Consider the following 16,032-nt stretch of genomic DNA (forward strand, 5'->3'; position numbering starts at 1 on the left):
ATCCTCTATTTATTCAGAAACAGATTTTGTCCGACTGTTTTTCTTGAAAATCGTCAATCCGATCAAGACCGCGACTACCGCAATTATCCCTGAGAAGATGGCGATTTGACCGCCCATATTGGCTAAGTTTCCTAGGAAGATCCCTGCAACCCCATAGTCGGTATCAGAGAAAGTTGATCCTTGGAACCCAAGATCCCCCATGACTGGCATCAACAAGATCGGCATGAAGCTGATAATGATCCCATGAATAAAGGAACCAATGACGGCGCCTCGCACACCACCCGTTGCATTGCCGTAAACACCTGCCGTTGCGCCACAGAAGAAATGGGGTACGACCCCTGGAATAATAACGGTTGTTCCTGTGAAGACCATGATGATCAAACTAACGATCCCACCGACAAAACTGGTTAGAAAACCAATCAGAACAGCATTTGGCGCATAAGGAAAGACGATTGGACAATCCAATGCAGGAATCGCATTAGGAACAAGCTTTTCAGAAATCCCTTTAAAGGCTGGTACGATTTCTGCCAAAATCAAACGGACACCAGCTAAAATCACAAAGACACCAGCGGCAAACGAACCTGCTTGCTGCAACGAATAAATGATCGAGTTCGTGCCATTGCTAAGATTTTCCGTAATAAATTCACTCCCAGCAAAAATTGCTACGATCACGTATACAACCGCCATCGTAATCGTGATACTAACAGTAGAATCCCGCAAGAAAGACAGGCCTTTCGGAAAATTGATGTCTTCGGTAGATTTTTCCTTATTGCCGACGTATTTCCCAATCAACCCGCTCAATGCGTAGCCGAAGTTCCCCGTATGCCCCAATGCGACGGAATCATTTTTAGTAATTTCTCGGGTAAACGGTTGTGCGATCGCTGGGAAAATCGTGTTACAGATCCCTAACGCTAAGCCGCCAAATAAAACTAGATTAAAGGTGTTCATTCCAGTAACGCTCAAAATCACCGCAATCATGCAAGCCATATACAACGTGGCATGCCCAGTCAAATAAATGTATTTAAAGCGAGTGATACGTGCAATCAAAATATTGAAGGCCATTCCTGCTAACATAATAAGTGCGGTATAGGTGCCGTAAGTCGTCAAAGCCAGCGCAACGATCGCTTCGTTATTCGGTACGACCCCTTGCATGTTAAAGGCTGCTTGGAACATCTCCCCAAATGGCGCCAGAGAGCTTTCGATCACCCCAGCCCCGGCAGTGACCACGAGAAACCCAACAAAGGTTTTGATCCCCCCTTTGACGATCGTGGCAATGTCTTTTTTCTGCAGCACATTCCCCAAAACGGCGATCAGCGCAACTAAGATCGCTGGGGTACTCGCGATATCAACAAGAATATCTAAAAATTCGTTCATGACTGTCTACTCCTTTTTATAGTAATCCTTTTTCCTGACAAACGGCTTGAACCTTTTGCTTCAATTCATCGAGATCGATAATACTGTCTAAAACTACGATCTCACCTAGATGCTGCGCACTATCGGCTAAATCGCCGCCAACGAAGAAAACATCCGCCATATCGGGTGCAGCACTTCCTAAATCATAATGGGACACTTCCACGCCTGAGACACCCAGTTCATTTAAAACAGAATTGATATTCATCTCCACCATAAAACTTGATCCTAATCCTGACCCACACACTGCTGCAAATTTCATTTTTCATCTTCTCCTTCTCTAATCACTTCAATTATTTGATCCGCATTGGTTGCGGAAAGTAACGCAGTTAGTTTTTCATTATTCGACAAAATTTTAGTTAAACTCGCTAACGCTTTTAGATGGAGTTCATTGTCAACCGCCGCCAAACATATAAACACGTGAATGGGGTGTTGCGGATCATCATTCAAAAGCACTGGTTCTTTGACTTTTAATAACGACATCCCGATGGCATTGACCCCATCTTCTGGACGTGCATGAGGCAAAGCGATGCCTTTTCCAATATGGATAAAAGGACCGTGATCCACCACTTTATTGATCATGGCGGTAATATACTGCTCCTCAATTTTATTGGTCTTTTTTAATGGCGCAGCAGCTTCTCGAATGGCTTCTTGCCAAGTCAGCGGCACCTCGGTAAATTGGATGGTTTCTGCTGTTAATAAATCTGATAACATCGGACGTTGGTCTTCCCTTCTATTCAATTCTCGATTGATTTTTCTTTGCAAAATTTTTCTCAGCTTTTGCTTACTGATTCCTGCTTTTAAATCAACATAGGGCAAAATCACTTCTAACACATCGTCAATGGAATGCAATCCAGTTTTTGAAGGGAAAAATGCCGCTTGTACGTTTTTAACCAGTTCATCCTTCTCAATGGGTGTCATAATCGGATTGATCACATAACAGGGTCGTTTGGTTTTGATCGGCGCACTGGAAAAAATCAGATCAATCTCTTCATTAAACCGAACATTTTCGTACTCTTCGATCGAACGAGCCGGCAAAAAATGGATCTGGGGAAACAGTTCCTTTAATTCTGATTCCAAAATCAAGGATGAACTGATGCCACTGGGACAAACGACTAATGCATTCAGTTGGAAGTAATCACGTTTGGCCTTTTGTTTACTGATTTCTCCACCAAACAAAATCGTAAAATAACCGATTTCTTCATCAGGGATCGTGCCGACTAGGTCTTCTAAAGAACCCAGTGCTCGTCTCGTCAGTTCAAACAACTCATTGTATTGCAGCTTGATTTCTTCAATCAGTACATTCTCCAGTGGAAAACCGTAGCGGATTCGAAAATACGCTGGTACAAGATGATAGAATGTGTTCATCAAAAGGGTGCGATAGTCCACAAACTCGATAGCTGCCAGCCGTTCCATTTCATGAATGATCTTACTGGCACATTCCAATAAAAACTCTAATGAAGTATCTTCGATATCTCCTTGCAGAATCGTTTTCAACAGGATCGTTACATAAAGTTCTTCTGTTTTCCGATCTTTGATGTCAGGAAATTCTGCTAAAAACTGCTGACTGACTTGATGGACATTCAGCGACTGGAGCAGCGGTATTTCTGTCTCCGCTAAAGAAACAGCCGTTTCTGCCATCCGAAAGGATAGATAATTAAGAAAATAAAGCATTTCTTCGAAGCGACTCGGAACGATCACCAGATTGAAATCAGTCAGTGTTGCGGACAAACGATCTCTGATTTGAACATAGATCGTTTTATCCTGCTCATAGATTCCCTCAAATAAGAGCAAGTTCCCGTTTTTCGTATTGGATAACGTGCTGACCTTTCGAAAGGCAAGAGCGCGAATCTGATATTCCTCTCCCTCTAGATAAAAGCCATATTTTCGAGAGTACAATAGTTGAATCTTGAAAGCTGCAAGTTCCTCTCTGATCCCCTTTACATCCTTCAAAATCGTATTTTTACTGACATAGAACAGCTCTTGAAACTGATAGACGGATAAATCTTTCACTGCTGAAAAAGTCAGAAGATAAATCATGGACCGCCGCTCTTCTTCCGAAAAAAACAACGTATTCTTCTGGACATCGAAAAGAATTTCCGGCCACTTTCGTTGAATCAGTGAAGGAATCAAAACTTCTCCCTCATGAATCATGATTCGTTGATTCAACCGCTGTTCAGTGATTTGATTGATTTTGGCAATCTCAGCCAAAAATTCCTCATCCCTCCACTTCGTCAAATCAAGAAACGCCTCAACATTTGGTTCTGAAAACAGATACGTCAATTTGAAATGAATCATATTTGCTACCCCCACCTAAACTATAGCTTGCACAAAATGAAATCGCCATCATTTCTCGGTACAACTGAAACTTCGTTTTTTTTTAACGATGGACCGAAGAGGTGATCTCAAGGATTACCATAACATCCAATATAGTATCCGAGAAGGTTTTGTTGATAGAAACAAATGGATAAAAAATACAACATTAAAAAAAGCGAATCATTTACTGATTCGCTTAGATACTGATGCTATTTGTTGTTTTATTATTGAAACTATCAGAATCATTAAAAGCAATCGTCATTTTTCCAATATACTTTTTTAAAGTTATTTTCTGATACCTAAAAGACTTATCTTAATAAATGATGGAAAATAAGCTTTTTCTATCTACTCACTTATACTAACAGGAATCGTTGTTTCCGTTTCCTGTGTCTTTGCGGCTTCGTTTTTTACTTGCTGCTTTTCCAATATTTTGAAAAATGGCATATAAATAAAATATGAGATAGCAATTGATACAACAGACCAAACAGCTGCTCCAATACTACCATTAGTAGCTAAATAAGGACCAATAATAGGAGGAATAGTCCATGGAACTTGAATAACAATCGGTCCTACTATACCAATATTCATTAGGATATACGTACCGATACATAGGACCATAGGCGTTGCTATAAAGGGAATAAGCATTACAGGATTCATCACAATAGGCAAACCAAAAATAACCGGTTCATTGATACAAAAAATAGCTGACGGCAATGATAATCGTCCAATCGACTTATACATCTTACTTCTGGAATGGAGCATATTTAACACTAGACCTAGTGTTGCTCCAGTTCCGCCTAAACACATAAAGACAATCCAAAATCCATCGGCAAAAACATGAGGAACTTCTACACCACTTTGAAAAGCTGCCGTATTATCAGCAAGATAACTTAGGAAAACAGGGGTCGCAATTCCGGACAAAACATTGTCTCCGTGGATTCCACATATCCATAGCATACAAACGAGAAGTGTGTATAGCAGCATGCCTGGGAGTGTTCCCATCCCTTGCATTAAAGGTTGGAAAACAATAGTAATGATTTCATTGATATCAACCCCTAATAAAGTTCTGACGATCCATATAACGGTCAGAATAAATGCTCCTGGGATTAACGTTGCAAAAGAAGTTGCTACAGTGGGCGGCACACCTTCTGGCATTTTTATTACAATATTATGAGTGACAAACCATTTAAAAGCATGAGTGACAAATACCCCAACAATGATCGCGGTAAACATACCACTAGCACCAAAATTAGCCAAATTTATCGTCCAGTCATCGTTTAATGTTGCTAGAAGAAAGCCGATAGTTGTGAGCATCGAATTAGAAATAGCATCAACACCAAACTCTTTTCCTAAATGATAGCCTATGCCAATTGCAGATATCAGTCCAAGGATTCCGAACGTAACATTGACTGGTGCATTCAACTGCGGCCCCCAATTTGACACAAAATCCATCCATGACTGTATTGGAAAGTTACCAATGATTAGGAAGATACTTCCAACAATAGTAAAAGGAATCGTCATGGAAATCCCATTTCTTATAGCAACTAAGTGTTTACTATTGCCTATTTTCAGCAATATAGGCAATACCTTGTTCTCAATGACCTGCATCTTTTTTCCTCCTTTTAGTTCACGACTTCCTTATCAACCACCAATACAGGATCTTTATGCAACCATAGAGAAGTAACTGGACACTCTTTTGTAATCGTACCGCTTAGAAATTGTTGTATCGCAGATTTCTTTTTTGCTCCACTAGCTTGTACGATCATTGTTCCAGATTGTAATAATTGTCCTATCCCTAACGTAATTCCTTTCGTACGATCAACTTTCACGTCTGAAAAATATTTTTTCCCAACACTTTGGGTTGATTCGTCTAAGTTCACTATATGAGCTTTATCTTCGAAGGACGAACCAGGCTCATTAAAACCTAAGTGACCATTTACTCCAACCCCAAGCAAACTCAGTGTTAATCCTCCATTCTCCTCGATAAATTTATCAGCTTTTTTGCATTCCTCATTTAAATCATCGGCTAAAGGATCAAATGTGTGAAGTTGCTTTAGGTCAATAGGAACCCGATTGAATAAGTTTCTTTTCAAATAGGATATACAACTGCCTTCATTTTTCGGATCGATTCCAACCCATTCATCTAGTTCAATAAACTTTGCCTGGGATAAATCTATTTCTTTATTGATTGCTGCTTCTGCAATGATGTTAAGCGTTCCTACGGGTGTATCACCACCTGCAAAGCAATATAACCCATTTGGCTTTTCTTTCAAGACATCTAAAATGAGTTTTGCACAGATCTTACTGACTTCCTGGTAATTTGCCTCAACATAGTATTTTATATTCATTGTCATTCTCCTTTAAAAAAATTCGGCAGATATTCTTTGTGTGCCAAAAGCATTTCATCAAGTAGTTGCTTTGCTGTCCTATCACTTGGAACTAAGGGATTGATCGTCATCGCTAATAAAGCAGTGTTATAGTCTCCCGTAACAGCTGCTTGGGCCGCTATACGTTCAAAAGACTTAATTTGTTGAACTAGCCCTTTGATAGGAATAGGCAATTCACCTGTAGTCAAAGGGATCGGTCCTTGTTTTGTAATCAAACAATTTACTTCAACCGCTGAATCACAATCGATATCACTGATGGCTCCATTATTTCTTGTATTGACCGTTTGAATATCACGTTTGTCATTATAGATGGAATTAATTAAATTACATGCTGCTTCACTATAATAAGCGCCCCCACGTTCTGATAATTGAGGTGGTTTGATTGCTAGATGTTCATCTTTATAAAGTTCAAACAATTCATGTTCGATTTTCTGCACAACTTCTGCACGAGTTCCTTCTTTTTCTGCTGATTGTTTTTGCTCAGACAACATAGTGGCTGTCTGATAGTAATACCTTAAATAGCCGATGGGAATCATGCCAAGTGTTCGGAAAAAATCTGGTTCCCATTCTAAATCAGCAATGTTTTTCAGACCAACTGCATCACCAGCATCTTGCGTCATCAATGTAAGTACTTTTTGAGTCACATCAATCCCTTTATGATAAATCTTTTTCGCAAAAACCATATGATTTAGTCCAGTAAATTCAACATATAATTCTTCTTTGGGTACTTTTAATGTTTCTGCAATGCCACGTTCTATTCCAATTGGTCCATTACACAAACCTACTACTCTACGCATATTGCTATGGCGTAAGACAGCTTCTGTCACCATGCCAGCTGGATTAGTAAAGTTGATCAGCCATGCTTCTGGGCAAAGACGCTCCATGTCTTTCACTATTTCTAAGATAACGGGAATCGTGCGTAATCCTTTAAAAAGCCCTCCTGGACCATTCGTTTCTTGTCCAATCGTGTCATATGTTAAAGGGATTCTCTCGTCTTTCGCTCGCGCTTCCAAAAGACCTACACGAAATTGGGTCGTAACGAAGTCCGCACCCTTTAATGCCGCTTCACGATCAAGAGTCATATAAATTTTCATTGGAAGTTCCGCTTTTTTTACCATACGTTTAGCAAGTTCCCCAACAATTTCTAATTTCTCTCTTCCTTGTTCAATATCCACAAGCCATAATTCTGAAATCGGTAATTCAGCATATCGTTTAATAAATCCTTCTATCAATTCTGGTGTATAACTTGATCCACCGCCAATTGTTGCAATTTTTATTCCTTTATCCATCCTGAAACACTCCTTTAACTTAACTACATGGTCAGTATAGATTATTTTTATCTCCATAAATACCGCCTTTAAGTAAACGGTTACAAAAGCAAATGATTGACACCGGTTACAATCCTGTTACAATTTGTAACAGGAGGGGATTACTATGTTGTTTCTTGACTATCAACCAGACTTAAATGAAACGGATATTGAAGTATATAAAGCAATAATTTCAGACGTAAATGCAGTTGCTTCCATGAGTATTCGTGAATTAGCTGAGAAAAGTCATACGAGTACTGCCAGCGTACTACGCTTTTGTAAAAAATTTCGCTGTACCGGTTTTTCTGAATTTAAAATTTACCTCAGTGCGTATCTCGAATCTCTTAAAGAAGAAAAAGAGGTAAAAACACTTGATTTTGAGAGTGAACTCTTGAATTTTTTAGCACGCACACAAGACAAATTCTTTGAAGATAAATTTGATGAGGCAGTTCACTTATTGATGGAAAAAGAGCTGATTATTTTTATTGGCGTAGGCTCCTCAAATGTTGTTGCTGAATATGGTTCACTTTATTTCTCGTCGCTATTTAACATGGCGATTCGCATTGAAGATCCTAGTAATTACCCTATTAATTACCTATCCACTGAGTTAGCAAAAAAAATGTGTATCGTCGCTTTATCCGTTTCGGGCGAGACCACAGAAATCATTCAATATTTAAATCATTTGAATCTATCAGAAAGCTCAGTAATAGGAATTACCAGCAGCTCTAATTCAACACTTTCTAAATTAGCTGATATTGCAATAACCTATAATATTTCGCTAGAAAAAATTAATGAAGCTGATATTACAACACAGATACCGGCAATGTACATTATTGAAAAGTTAGCGAAAACCGTGAGAAATAGAATGGAAACTCAATAGATTTGTAAAAAAAATTCTTCAGGTAATTCTTTCCCTCTATTCACAAGTTCACCGATCGATATCCCCACAAAAAAAAAGACTCACATGTATCTATGTGGTCTCTTTTTGATATATAGATTTGTTCAATTTATTTGTTTCTCTTACCTTTGGTTTGAGAAGACTTCAAAAAATCTTGTGAAGTTTCCTCTTCTCAATCATTTGCCTCTTCATTCCCTATTGTTGAGGTAACTTTTTCATCGATACGTAAAAATGGTAAGTAGATAAAAACACTCACAGCAATGATCGCAATTTGCAAGACTGCTGCTCGCCAATCGCCACCAGTTGCTAAAAATCCAGATATGACGGGAGGAGTGGTCCAAGGTATCTGCACGACTACATGATTGATTAAACCAACAGCTGTTGCAAAATATGCAACTGTTAGGGAAAAAATCGGCGCCAATACAAATGGAATAATCAAACTAATATTGAAAACAATTGGTAAACCAAAAATGATCGGTTCACTGATATTAAATAGTGCAGGAGTTACGGATAATTTTGCAAAGTCTTTGTAGTCTTTACGACGACTAAAGATAAAAATAGCAATTAGCAAAGCAATAGTATTTCCTGATCCTCCCATAACAGCAAACGTATCTTTAAATGCCATGTTTATGATATGTGGAATATCTTCCCTATTCGCATAAGCAGCCATATTCTCTTGCATATTTTGAATTAAGAACGGATCGAGAAGTGAACCTGATATCACTGCTTGATGAATTCCAAACCCGAAAAATAGATTTGCAATTGATGTAATTAAGAGGAATCCTGGTAAACCTGTCGTTACCCTACTTAAAGGTCCAGTGATTAGAGTAGTAATCAACGAATTAACATCCATATTGAATAATTGATTGACTGCAAATGAACCAATTGCGAAGGTAGTCACGGTAATCATGATTGGAATAAGGACGTTAAATGACTTCAACACAGCTGGTGGGATATTTCCTGACAACTGAATTTGTAACTTTTTGTTATTTGATAACTTAATAAAGAGTTCCGTAGCAGCTAAGCCCACAAAAATTCCAACGAACATTCCTGACGCGCCAGTATGAGTGACAGGAATAACCCCACCTACCTCCAGCGCTTCTTGACTTCCTTCTGGTGTAAACATCGTCATCATAGGGGTGAGAACAATAAACGTTGAAATAGCGACTAGAACAGCAGCAATATGATTCGTATAATTTCTGCTAACACACATATGATAAGAAACTGCCGCAACAACTAATAGCGTCGTTATACTTAGTGTTCCATTACTGATGGAAGTCCCGATTTCTTGAATCGTCGTTAATGTTGCTGGATCAATGATATTTCCCATAAATCCTGTTGGCTCTAAAATAACATAGTTGATCAATGTAACAAATCCCGCCAACATCATAAAAGGCATAAAAGTGGCGAAAGCATCCCTTAGTGTTCGAAGATGAATCTGGTTCCCTAGCCTTGTGGCTATTATTCCGAACTTTTCAAAAATAGCATCTTTTTTACTCATAATCCCGATCAGTCTCCTTTTTTAGTTGTAAGCGATTGCTTATGGGATGATCATACACCAGCTTTTTAAAAAAGTAAATATCTTTATCTAAAATTATATATCTTTTTTTAAAAGTCAAAAAAAGACCAACGAAATTCGTTGGTCTTCACTTCTCAACAAAAACTGCTTCAAAAATAAAATCTTTGTATAAATGTCTCGAAAGAGAATATTCAAACGGTACACCAGATGACAATGACACCACTTTGTCTACCTCTATCATAAACTCGCCTGGTTTTACAGAAAGAATTTCCGCATCGAAGTCATTTGCCACATCACCTTTGATCCAAATATGGGAAGATTTAATCTCTAGACCAAGCTCATTTGTAATGTAGCCATATACAGAACGTTTCAAATGCTTTGGTTCTAACCCCGGTATAACAGAAAGTGGCATAAACGTTTGCTCAATAGAATACGGTTGTTCATCAATAAAACGACTTCTAATAATATTATAGACATACTCTTTTTGATTTATTTCTAAAATTTCTGCCACTTCATTCGATGGCAACTCAATTGAGAACGTATGGATTTCAGAAGTCACATGTTCTTCCCCTACTAAATCAAAAAGACCTTCATTTGGTCCAAACACTTTCGAATTATCAATTGGTCTGCGTAGAACTTCCGTTCCGAATCCACTACGTGTTCGTAAAACTCCCTCTGATACTAGCATATCAATACCTTTCTTCACAGTGAGCTTACTTGTTTGATACTCATGCGCAAGTTCATCGCCTGTAGGTAATTTTTCGCCGATTTGATAGGTTCCATTGGCAATTTTTTTCTTTACCTCCGTATAAACCTCCATATATTTTGGCTGTTTCTTCATAACTTACTCCCTCATACTCATCTCTATTACTTATACTTTAACATAAAAAATTTTCTTTTTACAGCTAAAAACATACCCATCACACAAAGATATATATTTTTAATAAAAAGTATTTATTTATATCAAAAGCAATGTTACACTATTAAAAACGAACAGGAGGAAACGATAATGTCAAGACAAACTCAGTTAACATTTCCAGATGACTTTTGGTGGGGCTCCGCTTGGTCAGCAGAACAATCTGAAGGGCGTGGAGAAACAGGAAAAGCAGAGACAGTATGGGATCGGTGGTTTCACGAAGAACCTCATCGTTTTTATAAACGAATTGGACCTAGTATTACGACAGACCATATCCATCGTTACCACGAAGATATTCAATTGATGAAACAAACGGGGCACAATTCATTTCGTGTGTCTATCTCATGGGCACGAATGTTTCCAAATGACGGGGTTGGTAAACCAAACGAGAAAGCGATAGCCTATTATCGAGATCTTTTTACCGAAATGAAAAATAATAATATCAAAGTTTTTGCGAATCTCTATCATTTTGATATGCCCGCAAAATTACAAGATAAAGGGGGATGGGAATCACGTGAAGTTGTTGATGCTTATGTAAATTTTGCTGATACCTGTTTTCTAGCGTTTGGCGACTTGGTTTATCATTGGTTCACCTTTAACGAACCTTTGGGGCCAATCTTGGGATCTTATTTAGAAGATTTTCACTATCCAAATCTCATTGATTTTAAGCGTGGTGCTCAAGCAGCGTTCTTTACCATATTAGCCCATGCAAAAGCCATTCAAACTTTTAAAAAATACCAGCTATCTAGCAAAATCGGAGTAATTCTCAATTTGAGTCCGACTTTCCCAAGAAGCCAAAATTCAGCAGATAAAAAAGCAGCAGAAATTGCGGATCTTTTTTATACTCGTAGTTTCTTAGATCCCATGGTCAAAGGAGTATTTCCAGAAAAACTAATCTCGTTGCTGGAGGAATATGACCAATTACCCGTTGATTTCAATGACACAGACCTAAAAATTATTGAAGAGAATACCGCACAGATACTTGGTCTAAACTACTATGAACCACGCCGTGTCAAAGCAAGAACTTCTGCCGTTAATCTAGAAAGTCCATTCTTACCAGAATGGTTCTTTGAACCGCATATTATGCCTGGCCGTCGAATGAATGAATATCGTGGATGGGAAATCTATGAAAAAGGAATTTATGATTTATGTATGGATATCAAAAATAACTACGGAAATATTGAATCCTTTATCTCAGAAAACGGCATGGGTGTTGCTAATGAAGAACGGTTCATGGATGAAAATGGACAGGTGATTGATGACTATCGCATTGAATTTATCCAAGACCATCTCGCCTATTTATGGAAAGCAATTCAAGATGGCTGTAATATAAAAGGATACCATCTATGGACATTCATTGATTGTTGGTCATGGATCAATGCATATAAAAACCGCTACGGCTTAGTTTCTTTAGATTTAGCCACACAGAAACGTACAATAAAGAAAAGCGGCTTGTTTTACAAGGAACTAAGTAAGCAAAACGGTTTTTCCTACGATCTCGAGCGACTGGTAGATTAGCATTCACGAATATGATCGATAGTGATCTGTATAGAAGAAACCTGTTGCCACAACTCCTCTTTCGCACCTTTGAAGAAGGCGACAGGGTTTTATTAGTAAAAAAATAACCGTTTCCCTGCTAAAGTCGACGGTTATTTTTTTGTCATTTTTCACTGTGGCTAGGATACGAAAGAGCAGCATGGCAATAAATGTATCAGAATTTATCTGGAACTTATTAGCCGCTAGTTTCGATAATAATGCTTCCCTTTTCTTTAAACATTGCATTCGTTTTTAGATGTTCGAACACTTTTCCAAAATGACTGCATCGAACACCTTATTTCAATTGAGAATAAGGTTTTGCCTATGTCGCTTATCGATTTTGTTTGAGAATATCCTTGTTAAAAGTTGAAAAATCACTCTCTTCTTGCTATACTAACTATGTAAAGAGGAGTTGTTGCCACAATCCCTCTGCAGCGCCATTTAAGACGGCGACAGTTTTTTTAACTTAAAAGATAACCGTTTCCCTGTTAAAGTCGACGGTTATTTTTTTTTGTCATTTTTCACTGCGGCTAGGGTACCAAAGATCAGCATGGCGGTAAATGTACCAAAACTGATCATTAGCCCGATTGCTTCCGCTGTGGACAAAAAGGCTTCTCCTTTCTGAAGAGTTAGTACTTACATTCATAAGCACCACCACCTTTCAAAGATAGCCACCGTCACAAACTTTACTGCAGTCAAATGGTCCCATACTTCCATCAATAAAACTTTCAAATGCCAAGGATTTATCATTATTTTTTCACGGCGCATGGTCCATCTGCTGTGATTCATTCCATAAATTCGTCAAAATAACCCGCTGTTCTCTCTTCAAGCCTGATCCACTCTTTTCCGACCTTCTCCAGCCCCTTTTCTCAGTCCCAACCAAGTGTCTTCCATCAAGAAAAATAGTCAAAAGTCAATATCATTCTATTCACCAAAAACCACTTTTGTTATAGTAACAAAAAGGAGAATGCAGATGAGAAATGAACGAAAAATCATTCAAGATAGCACCCTTGGTGTAGAAGCTTTATTATTTAACGGCATCCAGCAGGAGTTTCCTAACCATTGGCACGAATATTATGTGATTGGCTTGATGGAAGCTGGGACGCGTCAATTCACCTGTCAAAATACCTGCTATATCGTTGAAGCAGGCGACTTGATTTTGATTCCGCCAAAGGCTGCCCACCGCTGCCAGCAACTCACGGAGGAAAAGCTGGTTTACCGCAATATCCACTTAACCCCGGAGAACATGGCGGTACAAGTACAAAAAATTTTTAACACTCAATTGACGCCCCACTTTCCTGAACCGGTCATTCGCCAAGTGAAAGAAAAAGAGGAATTTCATGCAGTGCACCAGCTGTTGCTGTCGGATCGCGGTGATGAGTTTGAAAAGCAAGAACGCTTTACTTGTCTGCTTCACGACCTGCTTGTTCAGTATGCGGATTTCACCCACGAACAAACGGACCCGGTGTCAAATAAAGCCACAGCGGCAAAAGCCTATATCGATCAACATTATGCCGAAAAATTGTCCTTGAGTGAATTAAGTGACGTTCTTGGAATGAATCAGTACGTCTTGATTCGGCAATTTACCAAAGCGTATGGGCTGTCGCCGTTTCAATATTTAAGTACGGTGCGCATCAGTGCTGCCAAGAAAAGACTAGAAGCACAAGAAGCAATTGCAGAAGTCGCTTTTCTGACAGGTTTTAGTGACCAAAGTCATTTTACCCGTATCTTTAAAAGCTTGATTGGGGTCACCCCGAAAGCTTACCAAACAATTTACCAAGAAGATGGAGTGAGAACGTATGAATAACCAAGAAAAATGTGTCATGATTATCGATGAACAATTACCGATTGGCTTAGTTGCAAATACTGCTGCAATTTTAGGCGCAACCTTGGGCAAATTGTTTCCCGAAGGAATCGGAGAAGATATTTACGATTCGACGGGCAGAAAACACCTTGGCATTGTCAACTTCCCCATTCCTATCTTAAAAACGAACAAGGAACAGTTGCAGACCATTCGTGAATCGATCAGTCAACAAGCAGATCCAGAAGTAACCATCATTGATTTTTCCGACGTTGCTCAGACCACCAATTCTTATGAGCAATACCGTCAGACGCTTGAGACGATTCCCACAGAAACACTGGCTTATTTCGGCCTTTGTTTAAAAGGCAAGAAAAAGAGTATCAATAAAGTCGCTGGCAGCTTACCGTTGTATCGGTAAAGCGCTAATAAGAAAACGGTCGTTTAAAACAAGTTGTCTTTTTGTCGGCCGAACAGTCTTCTTGCTATATACGTTTTTTATAAACAGTCCTATAAAAAAAACAAACACTTTTGAGGTGTTTGTTTTTTTGTAAGAGATTTTCTAGCATACATTTTCTTGCTCTTTGATTTTGACAAGATCAATTGAAAAATAAACTACTCTCCTTGATAAATATTCAGCCCCACTTCAGTATCTTCTACACAACTGTTCGCTGGTGCTTTAACAATCAGAAAAAGAAAGTAAAAGTCTCCCACACAAGAAGCGGCATGTGCGGCAGCAATCAAGGTAAAAAGAGATGCCGTCAACCAGCCAAATAAATAAAATAGAAAGAGACCCACAGAAATGCCAAGGAATGGCGCCAATAAAATGATGGCAAATTTCCCTTTTGAATAAAAGGAATGGGGACTCGTGGCATATGCTACGCCATTTTTGAACCCAAACTTTACCTTCCCTTTAGGGTCAAAAAGCTTGAAGAAGTCACCATGGATCAATTCATGAATAATGATGAGAATAAAATATGCAACCATTAAGATCAAAAGATCGAAAATAAACGAAGTTTCAGCATTTGACCCATGACCACCTAAGACAAAGAGTGTAAAGAACACATAGAAAAAAATAAAACTAGGAATCGCCGCGAGATTCAATCTCTTTATTGTTTTTTTATCATCCATCAAATTGATTTGTTTGAGTAATTTCATCGCTGTTCTCCTCTTCTTTTTGTCATTCTTCTTAGTACATGATTTCTATGAATTCCCTTTACCCAACCAATAAGAGCAGCAAACACAAAACCAGTGCCGTTAAAACGAAGAGGAAATTGATCATCTCTGGCGCACTTTCAATCCTTCTCTGTAATGGCGGAGGACGAAAACTTGGATTCATACGTTTCGTTTGGTAGTCCACGCTGCTTGATAAAAAGCTGTCGGAAGGGATCATAAACACCAAAAGAACGCCATAAATAATGGATGCAGGAATCAGGAGTGAGCATTTGGCTAGGTAGCCAATCAGTAGACTCACGATCAAAGGAATAGCTACGTACAAAACACTTTGGTATAGTATTCGCCGAATTGGTTTCATGGGGAAGTCTCCTTAGTCAGTAATCGTTACGCACAGGGACAAAATAATTTTATTTACTTATCAAATAAATATACCATTGCTTTTAAAGACTGTAAACACGCCAGAAAACCAAGTCGATGCTGCCAAGCGCGACTGCCCAATGCTTGGTGCAAAAAAAGAAGTGGTTTCTTCCCACTTCTTAAAAAGCACTCTACTTGTTTTTTCCCTTCAATTAACCTCTCAAGATAATCGGTAAACCGTTATACTTGCCAGATTGCTTCCTCTCTTCCCTTTGAAAAAGACACGACGCTGGAAAAAGAAGCCTGCGAACCTTGTCTCTTTATTAAAACTTCTTCTGAAAAATATTCGTCTAAAAAATCATACGACCTTGTCTTTCCTTTTGGTTTCCTACAACACCTATCCACTTGAGAA

General features: G+C 38.7%; 15 protein-coding genes. 4 read left to right on the forward strand and 11 right to left on the reverse strand.

What is annotated here, in order from left to right; translation table 11 throughout:
- Nucleotides 1-9 precede the first annotated feature (9 nt).
- The 6 genes from IGJ05_RS08515 to IGJ05_RS08540 form a co-directional block, all read right to left on the reverse strand.
- On the reverse strand, nt 10-1,374 hold the full coding sequence (locus IGJ05_RS08515) for a PTS ascorbate transporter subunit IIC (protein WP_015508967.1): 1,365 nt from the start codon (nt 1,372-1,374) through the stop codon (nt 10-12).
- A 16-nt stretch (nt 1,375-1,390) separates the two neighbouring features.
- The gene (locus IGJ05_RS08520) at nt 1,391-1,672 is read right to left on the reverse strand and encodes a PTS sugar transporter subunit IIB (RefSeq protein WP_005227537.1); all 282 of its coding nucleotides are present in this window, start codon (nt 1,670-1,672) and stop codon (nt 1,391-1,393) included.
- Nucleotides 1,669-3,708: a BglG family transcription antiterminator gene (locus tag IGJ05_RS08525; RefSeq protein WP_081116984.1), complete on the reverse strand. Its 2,040-nt coding sequence runs from the start codon at nt 3,706-3,708 to the stop codon at nt 1,669-1,671. The genes IGJ05_RS08520 and IGJ05_RS08525 overlap by 4 nt, the downstream gene beginning before the upstream one ends.
- Nucleotides 3,709-4,071: 363 nt before the next feature.
- A complete protein-coding gene (locus IGJ05_RS08530) occupies nt 4,072-5,334 on the reverse strand; it encodes a PTS sugar transporter subunit IIC (protein ID WP_081116985.1) in 1,263 nt (420 codons plus the stop codon).
- Nucleotides 5,335-5,348: 14 nt separating this feature from the next.
- Nucleotides 5,349-6,074: a glucosamine-6-phosphate deaminase gene (locus tag IGJ05_RS08535; RefSeq protein ID WP_081116986.1), complete on the reverse strand. Its 726-nt coding sequence runs from the start codon at nt 6,072-6,074 to the stop codon at nt 5,349-5,351.
- 2 nt (nt 6,075-6,076) lie between these two features.
- Entirely contained in the window at nt 6,077-7,402 is a 1,326-nt protein-coding gene (locus IGJ05_RS08540) for a 6-phospho-beta-glucosidase (RefSeq protein ID WP_060792763.1), read from the reverse strand.
- 145 nt (nt 7,403-7,547) lie between these two features.
- Here IGJ05_RS08540 and IGJ05_RS08545 point away from each other — a divergent pair, with 145 nt between their 5' ends.
- On the forward strand, nt 7,548-8,300 hold the full coding sequence (locus tag IGJ05_RS08545) for a MurR/RpiR family transcriptional regulator (protein ID WP_005227526.1): 753 nt from the start codon (nt 7,548-7,550) through the stop codon (nt 8,298-8,300).
- Nucleotides 8,301-8,490: 190 nt separating this feature from the next.
- Here IGJ05_RS08545 and IGJ05_RS08550 read toward each other — a convergent pair whose 3' ends face one another.
- Both IGJ05_RS08550 and IGJ05_RS08555 read right to left on the reverse strand, forming a co-directional pair.
- On the reverse strand, nt 8,491-9,819 hold the full coding sequence (locus IGJ05_RS08550; protein WP_194185668.1) for a PTS sugar transporter subunit IIC: 1,329 nt from the start codon (nt 9,817-9,819) through the stop codon (nt 8,491-8,493).
- Nucleotides 9,820-9,964: 145 nt separating this feature from the next.
- Nucleotides 9,965-10,678: a GntR family transcriptional regulator gene (locus tag IGJ05_RS08555; protein WP_005227520.1), complete on the reverse strand. Its 714-nt coding sequence runs from the start codon at nt 10,676-10,678 to the stop codon at nt 9,965-9,967.
- A gap of 168 nt (nt 10,679-10,846) precedes the next feature.
- Here IGJ05_RS08555 and IGJ05_RS08560 point away from each other — a divergent pair, with 168 nt between their 5' ends.
- Nucleotides 10,847-12,271, forward strand: coding sequence for a glycoside hydrolase family 1 protein (locus IGJ05_RS08560; RefSeq protein ID WP_060792765.1), 1,425 nt, complete (start codon nt 10,847-10,849; stop codon nt 12,269-12,271).
- A 519-nt stretch (nt 12,272-12,790) separates the two neighbouring features.
- Here IGJ05_RS08560 and IGJ05_RS08565 read toward each other — a convergent pair.
- The gene (locus IGJ05_RS08565; protein WP_081116989.1) at nt 12,791-12,895 is read right to left on the reverse strand and encodes a putative holin-like toxin; all 105 of its coding nucleotides are present in this window, start codon (nt 12,893-12,895) and stop codon (nt 12,791-12,793) included.
- A 367-nt stretch (nt 12,896-13,262) separates the two neighbouring features.
- On the opposite strand from IGJ05_RS08565, the gene IGJ05_RS08570 reads away from it, so the two are divergent.
- Both IGJ05_RS08570 and IGJ05_RS08575 read left to right on the forward strand, forming a co-directional pair.
- Nucleotides 13,263-14,096 (forward strand): AraC family transcriptional regulator, encoded by an 834-nt coding sequence (locus IGJ05_RS08570; RefSeq protein ID WP_081116990.1) that lies wholly within the window; start codon nt 13,263-13,265, stop codon nt 14,094-14,096.
- Nucleotides 14,089-14,508, forward strand: a complete 420-nt coding sequence (locus IGJ05_RS08575) for a DUF2000 domain-containing protein (RefSeq protein WP_005232083.1) — start codon at nt 14,089-14,091, stop codon at nt 14,506-14,508. The genes IGJ05_RS08570 and IGJ05_RS08575 overlap by 8 nt, the downstream gene beginning before the upstream one ends.
- Before the next feature lie 194 nt (nt 14,509-14,702).
- Here the strand turns inward: IGJ05_RS08575 and IGJ05_RS08580 are convergent, their stop codons facing one another.
- Both IGJ05_RS08580 and IGJ05_RS08585 read right to left on the reverse strand, forming a co-directional pair.
- On the reverse strand, nt 14,703-15,245 hold the full coding sequence (locus IGJ05_RS08580; protein ID WP_208788461.1) for a DUF3267 domain-containing protein: 543 nt from the start codon (nt 15,243-15,245) through the stop codon (nt 14,703-14,705).
- 58 nt (nt 15,246-15,303) lie between these two features.
- Nucleotides 15,304-15,621, reverse strand: a complete 318-nt coding sequence (locus tag IGJ05_RS08585; RefSeq protein WP_081116992.1) for a hypothetical protein — start codon at nt 15,619-15,621, stop codon at nt 15,304-15,306.
- Nucleotides 15,622-16,032: the final 411 nt, after the last annotated feature.

It is taken from the genome of Enterococcus sp. AZ167 (assembly GCF_051714025.1).
Taxonomy (GTDB): Bacteria; Bacillota; Bacilli; order Lactobacillales; family Enterococcaceae; genus Enterococcus_D; species Enterococcus_D casseliflavus.

Excerpts from the sequence above, each read along its gene's own strand:
- IGJ05_RS08515 (WP_015508967.1), bottom strand. The coding sequence starts at position 1,374 with ATGAACGAATTTTTAGATATTCTTGTTGATATCGCGAGTACCCCAGCG.
- IGJ05_RS08520 (WP_005227537.1), bottom strand. The coding sequence starts at position 1,672 with ATGAAATTTGCAGCAGTGTGTGGGTCAGGATTAGGATCAAGTTTTATG.
- IGJ05_RS08525 (WP_081116984.1), bottom strand. The coding sequence starts at position 3,708 with ATGATTCATTTCAAATTGACGTATCTGTTTTCAGAACCAAATGTTGAG.
- IGJ05_RS08530 (WP_081116985.1), bottom strand. The coding sequence starts at position 5,334 with ATGCAGGTCATTGAGAACAAGGTATTGCCTATATTGCTGAAAATAGGC.
- IGJ05_RS08535 (WP_081116986.1), bottom strand. The coding sequence starts at position 6,074 with ATGAATATAAAATACTATGTTGAGGCAAATTACCAGGAAGTCAGTAAG.
- IGJ05_RS08540 (WP_060792763.1), bottom strand. The coding sequence starts at position 7,402 with ATGGATAAAGGAATAAAAATTGCAACAATTGGCGGTGGATCAAGTTAT.
- IGJ05_RS08545 (WP_005227526.1), top strand. The coding sequence starts at position 7,548 with ATGTTGTTTCTTGACTATCAACCAGACTTAAATGAAACGGATATTGAA.
- IGJ05_RS08550 (WP_194185668.1), bottom strand. The coding sequence starts at position 9,819 with ATGAGTAAAAAAGATGCTATTTTTGAAAAGTTCGGAATAATAGCCACA.
- IGJ05_RS08555 (WP_005227520.1), bottom strand. The coding sequence starts at position 10,678 with ATGAAGAAACAGCCAAAATATATGGAGGTTTATACGGAGGTAAAGAAA.
- IGJ05_RS08560 (WP_060792765.1), top strand. The coding sequence starts at position 10,847 with ATGTCAAGACAAACTCAGTTAACATTTCCAGATGACTTTTGGTGGGGC.
- IGJ05_RS08570 (WP_081116990.1), top strand. The coding sequence starts at position 13,263 with ATGAGAAATGAACGAAAAATCATTCAAGATAGCACCCTTGGTGTAGAA.
- IGJ05_RS08575 (WP_005232083.1), top strand. The coding sequence starts at position 14,089 with ATGAATAACCAAGAAAAATGTGTCATGATTATCGATGAACAATTACCG.
- IGJ05_RS08580 (WP_208788461.1), bottom strand. The coding sequence starts at position 15,245 with ATGAAATTACTCAAACAAATCAATTTGATGGATGATAAAAAAACAATA.
- IGJ05_RS08585 (WP_081116992.1), bottom strand. The coding sequence starts at position 15,621 with ATGAAACCAATTCGGCGAATACTATACCAAAGTGTTTTGTACGTAGCT.